The following is a 14621-nucleotide window of genomic DNA, read 5'->3' on the forward strand; positions in this document are numbered from 1 at the left end:
GTTGAAGCGGTTATGGGTGGCAGCATGATCAGAAATCACCGTCGAGTACGACGTCGAGGCGATCAATCTGCCAGCGGGAGTTTTTGCAGGAGAGCTGAGCCAGATATTCCCCAGTAGTTACCAGCGCCGGCTGGCCGCCTGGAGGGGTCGCGAAGCAGGAAAGGTAGGCCTTCAACACAGCTTCTTCGCTGGACAAGCTAAGGAACATGGGAGTGGTGATTTGGTGACGGCGTTGGTCGTTTTGGCTGTCATGTATAGCCTGAAGACCTGCGACTATTTCACTTCGTCCTTTCCATGGCCCCCACGAGCTAGTGGAGTTAGTAACCACCCCGCCGGTGACACCGTCTTCAGCGAAGGCCGCACCCATCGATTCGAGGTCATTGGAGTCGTAACCCCAGGCGTATTGGTGGAACACATCAAGGACTGATTGTGCATAGGCCCAATCGAGTTTTTTTGTCGTAGTGGTCATATCGATAATTCCTAACCGTTTTTATAGGCAGTAGCTAAATGGGTACCGATCAAAAAGGGCAATCCAGCACTTCTTCAAGACGTTCAAACAGCCAGCCATCGGGTGTTTTGACGGCGTCCAGGCTGTACTCCCCGGTAGCAACCAAGTGGGGCGACTGCCCATTCCCATATGAGAAAATCGTGACATACACGCGGGCTGTCGCGGTGTGTTCGCTAAGCTCATCGAAGATGTAGGTGTCCACGACATGACGCCGGCGATCGGGTTGGGAATTACGAATCTCGCTGAGTGCTTGAACTACGGTTGACTTACCAATCCATGGGCCCCAGGACGCGTTGGAATTCGAAACAACACCTCCGCTTTTCGCGTTATCGGTGAGTACGCCGCCAAGTAACGTCATGTCGTTGGAGTCGTAGCCCCAGCAGTATTCATTGAGGCAGTGCAGAATTTCCTGCCTTGCCAGCTGCTTTTGCCATTCAGTGTTCATTCGATTGCTCCGTTCGGGGAGTTGCGGTGTATACGGCATCAATGCCCCCGCACGTATGGGCCGGTTGCTCGCGCATAAGTTGGTATTGCGAGCGACAACTCGACACCTGCGGCCTTGGCAACATCAAGCAGCCAGAAGGGGTTACGCAGCAGTTCTCGTCCCACGTACACAACGTCCGAGGATCCAGCATTAAGGATTGATTCGACGAGCTCGCTGGAAGTGATGGAGCCATTGCAACCAACAGGCATGTTCAACTCGTGGCGAACATGCGTGGCGTATGGCACGAGATAGCCTGGAAAGATTTCGCCATCAAAGGTAGGCGTCAGGCCGCCCGCTGAGATACCTAGAAGGTCGACGCCCAGCTTCTTAAGCGCAGTGCAAAGACGCGTGGTGACTTCGACGGTGTTGCCTCCGATGCCTGCCTTGTCTTCTGCTGACAGGCGGACAATTAATGGTCGATCCTGTGGCCAAATCTCCCTGACAGCGGTGACGACCTCGATCAGTAGGCGATTGCGATTTTCTTCATTACCGCCGTATTCATCTTCACGATGATTGGTGAGCGGAGAAAGGAATCCATGAATCAGGTAACCATGAGCTGCATGGATTTCCAGGCAATCGAAATCGGTACTGATGGCGCGCTCTGCGGCCTCAGCATAGGCCCGAACGATGTTTTTGATTTCATCCGTGGCCAGTGCGGAAGGTGTGCGGTGTTTGTCGCTATAAGCAATAGCCGAGGCGCCTACTATCTTGCCGTCGACCGAGGATTTGCGCCCGGCATGTGCGAGTTGCAGACTGCTTTTTGCACCACAGGTGCGGATCATCTGTGCAAGTCGAGCCAGCCCCTCTACCTGAGAGTCTTCCCAGAGTCCCAGGTCTGTGTGGCTGATACGTCCTTGAGGAGTAACGGCAACGACCTCAGAGGTGATCAAGGCAACTCCACCCAAAGCCCGGGCTGCATAATGAGCTAGATGCAGGTCATTGACCTTGCCATCCTCTTGACCCGTATACATGAGCATGGGGGCCATCACGATACGGTTCTTCAGCGTCACGCCGCGAAGGGTCATCGGTTCAAAAATTTTACTCATGACGCACCTCTATGCCGTCGTTTTTTGACGAATAAACGTCGATTCTTGATGTATGAAGTCCGCCGCACGCTCTGCAATCATGATGGTGGGCGCGGCAGTGTTGCCCCTGATGATGTGGGGCATGATCGAGGCGTCCGCTACTCGTAGCCCTTGCACCCCATACACACGCAGTTGTGGATCTACAACCGCGTTTGGGCCCGCTCCCATGGCACAAGTCCCGGTTGGATGGAGTGCAGTGCTAACCCGACTGCGAACATACGCTTCGAGATCTGCGTCGCTGTCACTGACGCTGCTACCTGGCAATGACTCTTCTTTCAGGAACTTGGCCAAGGCGGGTGCGGCCATGATTTTCCGGGCCAGCCGGATACCTTTAACGAGGTTGTCCACGTCCTCCTGAGCGCTCAGGTAGTTGCCATACACCATTGGCATGTCATCTGGATTAGCACTGCGCAGCAACACTTCGCCGCGTGAGTAACACGCGTTGTTGAGCGGTGCGAGAGAGAATCTGTGCACCTGCGGAATAGGTTCACCCCAGCCGCATGAAGAGGCTGCGAGGGCGTTCAGTTGGATCTCTGATCGCCCATCTCCATCGGTATCGAAGTAAGCGCCGCATTCGACAATGTTGGAGGTGAGCACCCCGGTGCGGAACAGCATCCACTGCAAGCCGTTCGATACCGCTCGCCAGCCTCGATCCTGGCCCATCAGGCTGATCGGACTCTTGAGATCAGCATCGACCGGAACCAGTACATGATCCTGGTAGTTTTGACCAACACCGGGAATGTCGGCAACCATATCGATGCCGTGCTGCTTCAGGTGCTCAGCAGGGCCGACTCCTGAGAGCATAAGCAGTTTCGGCGACATGAATGCGCCTGCGCAGAGCACGACCTCTTTGCTGGCATGGATGTCCTGAACGTTATCGCCACGACGGATCTTCACTCCAACAGCACGGGTTCCCTTAAAAAGGATTTTGAGGGCTGATGAATCAGTCCATACAGTCAGGTTCGAGCGCTTTTCGGCATTCTGGATGTACGCAACGTAACTGCTGCTGCGCTCTCCGCGATGGCTCATCGTCTGATAGAAGCCCACGCCGCTCTGTTTTTCACCATTGAAGTCGTGGTTGAAAACGGCTGGCAGCCCAGGAGCTCCGGAAGCCTGCTGGGCTGCTACGATGAACGCGCCGCTGAGCTCGTGGCGGTGAATACCGTCCGAGACCCTGAGAGGGCCTTCTGTTCCGTGGTATCGGCCGGCCAAGCGACTGTTGTTTTCCGCACGCTTGAAGAAGGGCAGCACCTCATCGTAGCTCCAGCCTTCACATCCTTCTGCGGCCCAGCCGTCATAGTCCTCTTTTTGGCCACGGTTGTAGCACATCGCATTAATTGCGGTGCCTCCACCCAGTGTCTTCCCCTGTAGCAATGAGAGCTGCCGGTTGTTGGCGCCGGGGATAGGCTCGCTCTTGAAAAGGAACGTGCGCGATGTGCCATGAATCTTGAAATACCCTCCAGCCATTTTGATCAGTGGATGGCGAGCGTGTGGCCCTGCTTCTAAAAGCAGAACTCGATTGTTAGGATCTTCACTGAGTCTGGCTGCAACGACACAGCCCGCAGCGCCGCCGCCGACTACAATGAAATCGAAGGTTTTGTGGCCAAAAGGGCCTTCTGCAGTTTGCATTTTCTAAAGCCTTCTTATTTTTGTAGGGAATGATGAGTAGAAGGCTACGACCCACACTTTGCTGGTGCTTGGTTTTGCGCGCCAACCGTTATGCTGGCCGCGCCAATGAGACGATGGCCGGTGGGGTAGGTGCGTTGACTGGAAGAAGGATCTGTAGTTAACATATTAACAAAATAACAATCACTGATCCGAGGCCTGTGCGCCATGCTCAATGCCTTCAATACCTGCCAAATCGATCATCGCAAGCGCCTCGCCTACTGGACTGATGCCATCTGCGAGACCTTTCTCACTGTCGATTGCCGTCAGCAAGGAGACGGTCTGTTTCATGGAGAAATGAAAGGATGTCAGATGGGGCGGTTGGGCCTTATCGACGTGGTTTCCCCTCCCATGGAGTACTACCGCGGCCCACAGCAACTCAAGGGGCATGAGGACGAACATTTTCAGTTGATTCTGCAAGTGACTGGAACCGGGATGCTTCAGCAGCACGGTAGAGAAGCCGTGCTTATGCCAGGTGATCTCGCCCTGTATAGCGCCACTGCTCCTTCGAGCGTCGTTTATCCCAAGGGCTCTAGAACAATTGCAGTCAAAATCCCTCGGCTCAATGTGCTTGAACGAATCCACGGCGCAGAATCCATGATGGCGCTGTCCATCAAGGCAAATACCGCTCTTGGCTCCATGATGGGAGGGATGGTCAGAGAAAGTTTGGCCTGGGGCTCTGTTTATGGCTCAGCGGCTGATTCCCGGCTTGTCAGTGGGATGCTCGACATCATTGCGTTCGCCTTTGATGCAGGTGCCAATCCGACTTGCGAGTTGGCACACAGAGGCCCTATCGAACAGATCAAACGTTACATGCTCAACCATTTGGCTGATCCTGAGTTATTGCTTACAGAGGTGGCGATCAAGCACAACATCTCGATGCGCACATTGAATCGATTGTTTGCGGCTGAAGGCACCAGTGCAAATCGCTGGCTGTGGTCTCAACGGGTGGAAGCGAGCTACAGAGCCATGAGCGAGGGAAAAGTCCGGCAAGTCAGCGAAGCTGCTCTGATTTGTGGCTTCAATGATCTCTCGCATTTCAGCAAAGTCTTCAAGAAGACCTACGGAATAACCCCTAATCAAGTGTTGCGTGGAACTGACCACTGACCATATGTAACGCTGGCGCAGCCAACCAAAAACTTGGCGCACCTGCCCAAGCCGAAGTCAGCTTCTTGCCTCTATCATTTCATCCCAGACGCTTCTAATAAATACAACAGCGATTGGTGATGATATGAGTAGCAGCGCTTACGACTTCATTGTCGTCGGTGGCGGTGCAGGTGGCTGCGTTGTCGCCTCCCGTCTTAGTGAAGATTCGAGCAAGCGTGTGCTTCTGCTCGAAGAAGGGCCCGATGACAAAAACCTCTTCATTCGAATGAATGGGGGGTATTTCAGAATGATGGGTACACAGCGTACCAGTACCTACCATACCGAACCCTCTGCTCATGTGAGCGATCGTCCAATCCAGGTGATGCAAGCTCGCACTCTTGGAGGAGGACACTCGATTAACGCTATGATCTACATTCGGGGCCAGCGAGAAGATTACGATGGCTGGGCACGAATGGGGTGCAAGGGGTGGTCGTTCGATGACGTGCTTCCGTACTTCAAAAAAGCAGAAAATAACCAGCGTATAGGCGGCGTTCTTCATGGCAATGACGGCCCCCTGATTGTTTCTGACAGTCAGCACCGGCACATGCTGAGTGATGCATTCGTCAGGGCTGCCCAAGAGGTCTCTGACGATAATGGAGCCCCATTCGAATACAACGATGACTTCAATGGTGAGCGCCAGGCTGGTGTTGGCTATTACCAGATCACCAGTCGTAATGGTGAGCGTGGCAGCTCTGCCAGAACCTACCTTCGCGCCGCAAAATCCAGATCGAACCTCACCATTCGAACGAATACTCGCGTTTCAAGGGTGCTTATAGAGGACAAGCGTGCCAAGGGTGTCGTAATCAGCGACGGTGCCGGGCAGGAAAGCACCATCATTGCTCGTTGCGAGGTCATCCTGTGCGCGGGAACGGTGATCACGCCCAAGTTGCTCATGCTCTCGGGGATCGGCCACGCAGAGCATCTGAAGGAGCATGGCATTCCAGTGGTCATGGATTTGCCTGGTGTTGGGGAAAACTTCCAAGATCACTTGGTCGCCCCCGTTGATGGCAAACTCAAAGCCCCAATCAGCCTGCTGGGACAGGACAGGGGGTGGAAGGCACTCAAGCATGGTCTGGAATGGAGCATGTTTCGAAGTGGGATTCTCAGTTCGGGTTTGGTGGAAAGTGGTGGTTTCTTCGATCTGGATGGGGATGGTCGTCCCGAAATTCAGATTCACACCCTGGCTATGGCCTCTACTGCGTGGGGTAAGCTCACCGATGAGGCCCCAGAACATGGGTATTCGGTTGCTCCTTGCTGCCTGACCAGCTATTCGCGTGGCCAGATCCGCTTGAGAAGCAACAATCCTGCAGATGGCCCAGTCATCAATGCCAATTATCTAAGCGATCCAAGAGATCTCCAGAATCTGGTCAATGGTCTCAGGCTCGCGCGCAAACTCCTCAAAGCCCCTTCGCTGGCTCGCTTCATCGACGGAGAGCTGATGCCCGGCAGTTCAGTGGGTGATGACCAGGCCTCCCTCGAGCGGTATGTTCGCGAGCATGCCCAGAATGCGTTCCATCCTGCGGGCACCTGCGCAATGGGCACCGGGCGGCAGGCGGTCGTAGATCTTGAGCTCAAAGTAATCGGGATCGAAGGATTGAGGGTGGCTGATGCGTCGGTGATGCCAGTTCTGACCCGAGGGAACACTACCGCGCCTGTCATCATGATTGCCGAACGTGCTGCTGAGTTCATCAGTCAGCAATCTGACCCTACTCGTCAAAGCGAGCGACCTCGACGCAGACATTCAAGTCCCAGCGTAGTGTCCCTCGACTGACCAATAAAACATTCGGCACGAAATTGGACTGGTGTCTCGCTTGGGATACCACGGATCGTGCCGCCTATTTCCTGGCTAGCAGGATGGGAGGTTCGGACGAGCAGACAGTTATTCATGGCGATTGTTTTACCTAGACATACGACAACAACAATAACGTGCATTCACCGAGTGTCCATCGGTGATAGGAGTATCAAGTATGCAAAGTGCTCATCCACCACTCCCTCGGCATCTGCAAGGCGTTCCGGTGTTGCAGATATTTATCGCTGCATTCATTACTCAATTTTGCATGGGATTTGAGGTGCTGTTACGGCTCAACGCTGCAAGCACAATCAAGCATGACTTCTTCGACGCCACGAATTCTCTGACCTCTGGCGCAATGATCGGTGAAGTCCTGGGTGTCTTGTTCCTGGGGTTTGCAATCGCCAATTTTGTAATGTCGGCCTTGGTCGATTCGATCGGATTGCGTCGTACACATGTGTTAAGCGTGATCCTTTACCTGCTTGGCACGCTTACATTGGTTTCTGCGACGCCGGGTTCTGAGCATGCCTACCAGTTGCTGTGGGGAGGGTCGTTATTCCAAGGGCTTGCGTGGGGCTCGATCGAGGCTGCGCTCAATCCTCTTGTAGTGACCATTTACCCTACGAAAAAAGTACCGAAGCTCAATCTTTTTCACGCGGCGTTTGCCTTGGGCATGCTGATCGCGGCGCCCGCATGTGTCGTGGTTGAGCAGTTTGCGCTGGGTTGGCGGCTACAGCTTGGCCTGGTATTTATTCCTGCCTGCATCTCGCTGGTATTGATTGCTCGGGTGAAGTATCCACCGAGCGAAAGGGTGGCGAATGGCGTTTCTTTTGGGGACATGTTCAAGCACACGCTGACGCGGCCGGCATTCTTCCTCTTTCTGTGCGCCATGTTTTTCACATCTGCGGCTGAGCTCGTTCCTAGTAGCTGGATTGATCTGACGCTTACGAAAATCGTAGGTATTCAAGGTTTCTGGTTGGTGGCTTTTATCTACACCGTGCAGATTGTTGTCAGGCTCTTTACGGGCTTCTTGAATCGCCACCTTGGCTCAAGTGGGATTCTTTTTTTCGGCTGCCTGTTCGCATTCGCAGGGCTAGCGCTGCTGAGTCGGGCTGCTAGCCCCGCCACGGGGCTGTTCGCGGCTCTTTTGTTTGGAATGGGGACCAGTGTGCTGTGGCCGACAATGCTCGCTGGAACGTCTGAGCGGTTTCCCCAGGGAGGCTCATTAGCGATCGGTCTCACCGCGTCGGCGGGCATGCTATCGACTTATACGTTCATGCCAATTTTCGGAAAGCTGTTCGACCAGGCAAAAATATCAAGTGCCGGTGGCAGCGCGGCATTTGAAGCGCTGAAAGAGGGTACCGCGAGCTTTGATCGGGTCATGGTCGATGCTGCTGGCTCTATCTTTCAAGCTGCGGCGTTGCTGCCCTTAGTGGTTGTCATATTCTTTGCCGGAGCCTGGCTCTACGACCACAGGCGCAAAGGCAATCTAAACCGGAATTCCCAATACGTTACCAGCCAAGCTGAGACGTAACGCACGACTCTGCACATGGCAGGCGACACGCTTGCCGGGCTTTCTCTACCCCCTAAACAACAATCAGCAATCGGCACCCTCGTGCCGGTTGTGTAAACCCGCATCTAATAAAAAGAACAGTGCCCAATGAATAAGAAACTTTGCTCGCTTGCCCTTTCAATTCCCCTCTCTGCGTTCATTTCCTCTGAAGTGAATGCGGCGGGAGACGCCATGGCTCGTGACTACATAGCAGCTCCTGCCGGCGTGGACCTTGCGGTGATGTACTACACCCATAAACAAGCCAATACGTACGTTTCAGACGGAAAAGATATCGGGGCGGATTTCTCGACCGATATGCTCATTGCCCGCTATGTCCACTTCATGGAAGTGGGTGGCATGATCATCGACCCGCAGATCATACTGCCGATGGGGAATTTGAACGTAGACATCCCTGGAGCAGTAGATCGGCGTCGCACTAGCGTGGGGGATATGGTTTTACTCAGCTCCTTCTGGTTCGTGAACGATCCCGCAAGTAAGACCTACGTTGCTTTTACCCCATACGTCACCGTTCCTACCGGGAGCTATAACGACAACAGCCCGGGATCCAGTTTAGGCGCACACCGCTGGAGCTATACGGCAGAGATTGGATTGACCAAGGGATTCGGTGAGAAAACCACTCTCGACTTGATCGGTGCCGTGGACTTTTTCGGTAAGAACGATGACTACCAAGGCCAGCAGCAGAAAAAGGACAAAGTTTTCAGCGTCCAGGCGATCTACGCTTACAACCTGAGCCCGACAGTGTGGGCGTCCGCCAAATACACCTACGCCACGGGTGGTGAGACCACGCTGAGTAACATTGCTCAGGACGACGAGACCAAAGTGCAGACCGTTGCGCTGGGTATCGCGAAGCAGATGACGAAGCAGGATAACCTCCAAGTGGAATACATTCAGGATGTGAAGGTCGACAACGCATTCGAGACCCGAGGGCTCAGGATGCGCTTCGTCCACGCGTTTTGATCCCGTTAGGGCCGTCCCCGATTGTATGGGAACGGTTCTTGACACTGCCGAGGTGCAGAAGCTTTCAGCAATCGTCGCTAGTCGCGTCTCGCCTATTCAAAGATCGCTAGCAGATCAGGCCGTTGATCAGTGTGAAGTGAGCTTTCAGACCTTCAATAAGATGGTGCCGATCGCTTCGCGAGGCCCCAGTCGTGCGTAGGCATCGGCGAACTGATCCATTGAAAACGTACTGTCGATCGATGGGCGTAGAGCGCCTATTGCAATACGTTCCTGAATCGTCCTCAGGGTAGTTGAAACATCGGCATCGGATTCCAGCCAAGCGTCGTAACCCAGTACTCGCTTCTCGTAGATAACAACGTCAGCAACGTCGATGTTGGCTGTCATACCACCTACGAACCCAATCGAAATCACAGCACCCCGTGTACGAACAGCGCTGAGTAGTTGGCCCAGAATCGGCCCGCCAACAGGGTCAAATGCGAGATGGGCACCTTCACCGTCAGTCGCCTCCAGAACGGCTTCCTTCAGGTTTTGAGTCGAGAGGTCGATGACCGTCGATGCGCCGCTGAGGCGAGCACGCTTGGCTTTCTCTGGCGTGGAAACCACTCCAATAACGATGGCACCCATCGCGATGGCAGTCTGAGTCAGAGCGTGTCCGAGTGCACCAGAGGCCCCGGAAATCACCACTGTCTGACCAGGCTCTACACGGCCGACGCGTGTTAGCGCTTGATGTGCGGTGACATAGTTGATGGGCAGAGCTGCTCCTTCGTCCAGGTCATAGTCCGAGGGTAGTTCAATGATGCGTTTGTTCTCTACAAGCACCCACTGTTGCTGCAACCCATCTTCGGAGATACCCAGTTGTCCACCGCCAAAGATTGCTACACGGGTACCGGGTTTGAACGCATCGCTTTGCTCGACAACTCCAGATCCGTCGTTGCTAAGTACGATGGGTGCTTTAGCGGTAACAACGATGCCCGCGCTCACTTGGCTGGAGAGTGGGTTCACAGTAGCCGCATGCACCTTGACCAAGGTGTAGCCCGGTTTCTGGGTAGGTATCGGGCGTTCCTGGACTTCCATTTTGGGCGTCTGCCCGAACTGGGTGACAACGAGGGCTTTCATCATTTTATCCTTTGAGTGGAATAACACACGACGCTTTGCAGGACTACAGGTAACTGAGCCCATGAGCTGAATCTCATTGCTTCGCTGGAGAGGCCTGCACCGCCTCTGCTATAGCGCGAATCTCGACAGACAATCTCTCAACGCCTAGGTAAAGACTTGAAGAATTTGGGGGGCGCTTGGCAAGATCTTCGTTGGTACTCAGGCGAGCGTTGAGGAGGGCGGTATCTGTCTGATGGCCCGCTTTCCTGAGTATTTGAGCTGCGATGCTAGCTCCAACCGAACTCTTGCAGATGTCGCGGTCTTCGATGCACCTGGCCAACTGTGAGGTATAAAGTCGTTTTGGTTCCAACCAGGGATCGATCGAATGGACTTCTGTCAGTACGCGATTAGTTGGCGATAGCCGGACACTTGCGATAGCACTTGCTTTCGCCACAACCTGCCTGAGGGCAAGAGCCACGGATCGGGCCCGCGCCTGCATCGGGCCCGTTTCAGTTAGTCTTTGGCGGCGTTCCCCAAAAGCGGCAGGTCTGCCAGCATGTTCTTAAGGGCCAGCGCGTCCCAAGGCAAATGCTCAGCGACACCAAGTCCTACGACATCTACTACTTTTGAAACGTCGCGAAGTAATCGCACAACCTGTTCGATGGTCATTTTGCCTTGAGCAATACCGTCGAAGGTGTCTTCCGGAATGTTGGGTTTTGCAAACAAGAGCGAACGGAAAAAGGCAGGGTCCAGCACGTCCAAGTCGAGGTGGATCGCCAGGTGTTTAGCACCCGTTTCTTTGAGCCACTTGATCACTGGTTCGCTGGTATGAGCCAGGTCATCTGGACTTGCGCTACGAAGGCTGAGTCGCTCGATCATTGCTGATTCGACGCCCATCGTTTCTTGCAAGCCTGCGTACATAACGTTGGCAGGTTTGATCGGGCGCTTTACGGTCTTGGCAAAATCTTCGTCTCCCTCACCCAGAAGGTTGCCCAGCACCATGGCATGGGCATGCTGAAAGTCCTTGGGCGTGATGATGTCAGGATGCGCGTCGACCCAGAGCACGGCCAGTTCACCGTCATAGCGCTCATTGAGATAGGCGAACGGCGCTAGGTCGACCAAGCAGTCACCGCCAAGAACCACCATGCGATCTGGCTGATGCTTCTCTATGAGATGTTGAGCATGGCTCAGTTGCTCAAGCAGAGCGCCACGAGCAACGATTCCGTTCTCGATCTGTAAAGGCTGACCATCGGGTTTGGCTACCTGGACTTCTTCAACTGGGCCGGTGGCCTCAGGCGCGAGCCACGACAACAGATGTGCCCCGAAAAAGTAGGGAGCGTTGTTACCGCCTTGCCATTGTGGGAATAGCAGGCGAAGGGTTTTGCCGGAGTTACTAGCCATTGAATCACCTTCGGGTTGGCTTGAATTGAAATGAATTAGCCCTGCAATCACTCAGGCTGCAGGCGCCAATGCAGTTTTAGAAGCTTCGCGGGCTTCAGCCGCAATGATGGAAAGGGTCACGAGGACCAAGGCTATGCAGTCGGTTGCACGCAGGTGTTCCCCGTAAAAGAGGATCGAGAAAAAGGAGGCTGCCAACGGGATCACAGCTACTGCCATGCCCGTAGCGCTAGCAGGAATACGAGTCACGCCTTTGAAGAACAATACGTATGGTACGGCCCACACCAAAGCACCGTAATAAGCCATAACCCAGCCGTTTGCTGTAGTCAGATGCTGCCAATCGAATGACAGCCCCTGGACGATCGCCATAGGCAGTGTGAACAGAGTGCCGGTAAGGCATACGCCCGCTGCCATGGTGGCAGGTGGAAGATCAACATCTAGTTTTTTCGCCGAAACCACGCAACCGGCAGTAGAGAGGGTCGATAGCAGCAGGAAGATAATGCCCGCAAAGGTGTTTTCGCCGGCTCCATCTGCAGTCGGCAACGTCAGCACTAGCACACCGGCGATGGCCAAAATGATTGCCAGAACTTTCCTTAGGCTGAGTTTTTCCTTGAGAAAAAACGAAGAGAGAGTCAGTACGGCGGCGGGAGCCAGACTGCTGAATACGGAAGCGACGATTGCTGTCGCCGAATCGAATCCGTACAGCAGGAACACGGTGTAGAGAACAGCACCCAGAAGAGACTGAACACTGATTGCGAGCCATGCACGCAGACCGATCTTGTGCAGTGCAATCTTGTCGCTGAGCTTGACCACGGGTAGTAGCAAAATGAAGCCGATGGCGAAGGTCAGGGAGGTGAATAGCCAAATTGGGATGTCAGCCATTGCCCCTTTGGCGACTGGGTAACTGATCCCGACCAGGATGTAGCACAGTAATACGTATACGTAGCCTCGGCTCATGATAGACCTCGATTTTTCAATTGGCGGCAGCTACGAAAAAATTGGACAGCAAACGTCTGGTGCGAGACCGAAGTTTTTAGAGTGAACACAGGTCTTTGCCTGCACAACGTCAATGGTGTGCCGGGAAGGGAGGTGACGCTTTGCTTCAACTGCCAACCGTTGTGCTCGGTAGGCCATTTTTCTTAGGTGATATGCAGCAGTTGCTGTGGCGACATGCCGTACGCCTGCTTGAAGGCACGGCTGAAGTGCGAGAGGTTGGTGAAGCCAAAGCTGAGGGCAGCTTCGCTGACCTGGTTGAAACGCCCTGCTATCAATGCTTGGTGGCTCGCGCATAAGCGCTGCTGCCAAAGCCAGCGAATGATAGTGGTGTTTTCCGTAGCGAACAGGCGACTCAATGTTCGCGGTGTCACGTGGGTTGCGCTGGAGATTTTTTCTACTGTCAGTTCAGTCTGTTCCAGGTTTGCCAGGATAAATTGCTTTACACGCTCAAGCTGTCTGGTTCGGTGTGAGGCAAGATCGGGTGTGTCGGGGACGAAGGCCGTTTCAAAGGCGCTAGACAGGACGTCAAGGAATGCACCATTGAGTCGCTGGCCAATAATGTCAGGCAGTGCTTGAGTGTTCCACACCTCCATAAGCATTGATTTGGCGAGGCTGCCGAGAGGCGATCGGCTTTCTAACGTACGGTTAAGGAATCGCTCATTGTCAGGAATGTGCGCCTGCAGCAGGGCACGCGGTACCGCTAGGACGATCTGATCGTCACCCGTTGGAAAGGTGCAGGTATAAGGGCGCGAGCTATCGAACAGAACAATATCTCCTGGTCTTTGCCGAGATATACGCCCGCACTGATTGACGTAGGCATCAGGGCACAAGGACAGGGATACAAAATAATGATTGTTCCCGTCATCCCGCTGACCGCGTTCGTACTCGATCGGGAGTGATTTGATCCGGCTGAACGATACGCCGCCTTTGACAGTGACATCGAGTGATCCGTCGAACTGATCATCTGTCAGCTTTCGGTTGGCTGTTGGAGCATAAGTTGAGCAAACAACATCTTGCCAATAGTCGAAACGCTCCTTCGCATCGAGAGTGCTGGTGGGATAGACAATGGCCATGGAGCGCCTCCGGAAAAACTCGTTCGTCATGGCGCTCGTGCTTTCAGCCATTGAAAGTTGGCGCCACATACGATGGGTATGCCCCTGGGATCATAAGCTCATCGGCTGAGTATCAAAAGCGCCGTATGCAGCAATCCATCAGATCGCCTCGGCTGTGGGCATTTGGAAACTCTAGCGTTGAGCGCGGTTTGGAAGCCCCATTTCGGGTGCTTTGGAGTCGGAGGCGCTACGAGTCTAACCAGCGATATGTCGCTTTGAACCAATTGGACAGACGCCTTGAGTCAAGCCTCAGCCAACGCTTTTGGTTCCAATAGTCCTTTAATTTTTATGGATGTGAACACGATGCACACCATTGCATACGTAATGCGTCGCAAGCCTGGGCTGACTCAGGAAGAGTTTTTCACTTTGTACCTAGAGCACGGGCAGGTCATGGCTGCCTTGGCGCGTGGGCTACTGAGTTATGAGCAATTTCCGCTTCGGCATGCCGATTCGCTCGGAGATATCTACAGCATCCCAGGTGAAGCGCCTTACGACGCAATTTCGATTTATACCTATGCAACTGCCGAAGATGCCAATTACACCTCGTTGCTTCCCGGAGTGATTACCGACAGCGAGAAATTCATCGATTTTGAGACGATGATTGCAATGCCTGTTCAGAAACGAACGGTGGTTTGAGCGTTGTTAAAACGATCTTATAATTTGGTGTAACAACAATGCTGCCAAATGTGCAGCGTCGTCTTTTTTACGTAGAGTTAATCACCCTGCCACTCAACAACCACACGGTTTTCTGATTGGACGGATTTGTGACAGCGCCGCTTACAAGCGGCGCTGTCACTCCAGATCTCAAACGCC

The 14621-nt window shown here is 53.9% G+C and carries 13 protein-coding genes; 5 read left to right on the plus strand and 8 right to left on the minus strand.

The genetic code is table 11. From position 1 onward, the window contains the following. Positions 1-28: 28 nt before the first annotated feature. Genes HX866_RS27540 through HX866_RS27555 form a run of 4 tightly spaced genes read right to left on the minus strand, consistent with a single transcriptional unit; the run spans position 29 to position 3706 of the window. On the minus strand, positions 29-469 hold the full coding sequence (locus HX866_RS27540) for a nuclear transport factor 2 family protein (protein ID WP_177100967.1): 441 nt from the start codon (positions 467-469) through the stop codon (positions 29-31). Between the two features lie 49 nt (positions 470-518). Further along, on the minus strand, positions 519-953 hold the full coding sequence (locus HX866_RS27545; protein WP_177100969.1) for a nuclear transport factor 2 family protein: 435 nt from the start codon (positions 951-953) through the stop codon (positions 519-521). Positions 954-991: 38 nt separating this feature from the next. After that, positions 992-2038 (minus strand): oxidoreductase, encoded by a 1047-nt coding sequence (locus tag HX866_RS27550; protein WP_177100971.1) that lies wholly within the window; start codon positions 2036-2038, stop codon positions 992-994. A 9-nt stretch (positions 2039-2047) separates the two neighbouring features. After that, positions 2048-3706, minus strand: a complete 1659-nt coding sequence (locus tag HX866_RS27555) for a GMC family oxidoreductase (protein WP_177100973.1) — start codon at positions 3704-3706, stop codon at positions 2048-2050. Between the two features lie 204 nt (positions 3707-3910). Between HX866_RS27555 and HX866_RS27560 the strand changes: the two genes are divergently transcribed. From HX866_RS27560 to HX866_RS27575, 4 genes are all read left to right on the plus strand, one after another. Next, the gene (locus HX866_RS27560) at positions 3911-4849 is read left to right on the plus strand and encodes a helix-turn-helix domain-containing protein (protein WP_177100975.1); all 939 of its coding nucleotides are present in this window, start codon (positions 3911-3913) and stop codon (positions 4847-4849) included. A gap of 124 nt (positions 4850-4973) precedes the next feature. Next, a complete protein-coding gene (locus HX866_RS27565) occupies positions 4974-6659 on the plus strand; it encodes a GMC family oxidoreductase (protein WP_177100977.1) in 1686 nt (561 codons plus the stop codon). 196 nt (positions 6660-6855) lie between these two features. Next, the gene (locus HX866_RS27570; RefSeq protein WP_177140812.1) at positions 6856-8211 is read left to right on the plus strand and encodes an MFS transporter; all 1356 of its coding nucleotides are present in this window, start codon (positions 6856-6858) and stop codon (positions 8209-8211) included. A 126-nt stretch (positions 8212-8337) separates the two neighbouring features. After that, on the plus strand, positions 8338-9207 hold the full coding sequence (locus HX866_RS27575; protein WP_177100981.1) for a transporter: 870 nt from the start codon (positions 8338-8340) through the stop codon (positions 9205-9207). A 144-nt stretch (positions 9208-9351) separates the two neighbouring features. On the opposite strand, the gene HX866_RS27580 is transcribed toward HX866_RS27575, so the two are convergent. From HX866_RS27580 to HX866_RS27595, 4 genes are all read right to left on the minus strand, one after another. Beyond that, positions 9352-10323, minus strand: coding sequence for a quinone oxidoreductase family protein (locus tag HX866_RS27580; RefSeq protein ID WP_177140813.1), 972 nt, complete (start codon positions 10321-10323; stop codon positions 9352-9354). A gap of 492 nt (positions 10324-10815) precedes the next feature. Next, a complete protein-coding gene (locus HX866_RS27585; RefSeq protein WP_177100985.1) occupies positions 10816-11703 on the minus strand; it encodes an arginase family protein in 888 nt (295 codons plus the stop codon). A gap of 51 nt (positions 11704-11754) precedes the next feature. Further along, a complete protein-coding gene (locus HX866_RS27590; protein WP_177140814.1) occupies positions 11755-12657 on the minus strand; it encodes a DMT family transporter in 903 nt (300 codons plus the stop codon). Positions 12658-12839: 182 nt separating this feature from the next. Continuing rightward, positions 12840-13769, minus strand: a complete 930-nt coding sequence (locus tag HX866_RS27595) for a helix-turn-helix domain-containing protein (protein WP_177100989.1) — start codon at positions 13767-13769, stop codon at positions 12840-12842. A 276-nt stretch (positions 13770-14045) separates the two neighbouring features. Between HX866_RS27595 and HX866_RS27600 the strand changes: the two genes are divergently transcribed. Continuing rightward, positions 14046-14444, plus strand: coding sequence for an EthD domain-containing protein (locus HX866_RS27600; RefSeq protein ID WP_177100991.1), 399 nt, complete (start codon positions 14046-14048; stop codon positions 14442-14444). Positions 14445-14621: the final 177 nt, after the last annotated feature.

The sequence above is a fragment of the Pseudomonas gingeri genome, assembly GCF_013386165.1.
Classification (GTDB): domain Bacteria; phylum Pseudomonadota; class Gammaproteobacteria; order Pseudomonadales; family Pseudomonadaceae; genus Aquipseudomonas; species Aquipseudomonas gingeri_C.

Coding starts and splice junctions, on each gene's coding strand:
- HX866_RS27540 (WP_177100967.1), bottom strand. CDS start 469: ATGACCACTACGACAAAAAAACTCGATTGGGCCTATGCACAATCAGTC.
- HX866_RS27545 (WP_177100969.1), bottom strand. CDS start 953: ATGAACACTGAATGGCAAAAGCAGCTGGCAAGGCAGGAAATTCTGCAC.
- HX866_RS27550 (WP_177100971.1), bottom strand. CDS start 2,038: ATGAGTAAAATTTTTGAACCGATGACCCTTCGCGGCGTGACGCTGAAG.
- HX866_RS27555 (WP_177100973.1), bottom strand. CDS start 3,706: ATGCAAACTGCAGAAGGCCCTTTTGGCCACAAAACCTTCGATTTCATT.
- HX866_RS27560 (WP_177100975.1), top strand. CDS start 3,911: ATGCTCAATGCCTTCAATACCTGCCAAATCGATCATCGCAAGCGCCTC.
- HX866_RS27565 (WP_177100977.1), top strand. CDS start 4,974: ATGAGTAGCAGCGCTTACGACTTCATTGTCGTCGGTGGCGGTGCAGGT.
- HX866_RS27570 (WP_177140812.1), top strand. CDS start 6,856: ATGCAAAGTGCTCATCCACCACTCCCTCGGCATCTGCAAGGCGTTCCG.
- HX866_RS27575 (WP_177100981.1), top strand. CDS start 8,338: ATGAATAAGAAACTTTGCTCGCTTGCCCTTTCAATTCCCCTCTCTGCG.
- HX866_RS27580 (WP_177140813.1), bottom strand. CDS start 10,323: ATGAAAGCCCTCGTTGTCACCCAGTTCGGGCAGACGCCCAAAATGGAA.
- HX866_RS27585 (WP_177100985.1), bottom strand. CDS start 11,703: ATGGCTAGTAACTCCGGCAAAACCCTTCGCCTGCTATTCCCACAATGG.
- HX866_RS27590 (WP_177140814.1), bottom strand. CDS start 12,657: ATGAGCCGAGGCTACGTATACGTATTACTGTGCTACATCCTGGTCGGG.
- HX866_RS27595 (WP_177100989.1), bottom strand. CDS start 13,769: ATGGCCATTGTCTATCCCACCAGCACTCTCGATGCGAAGGAGCGTTTC.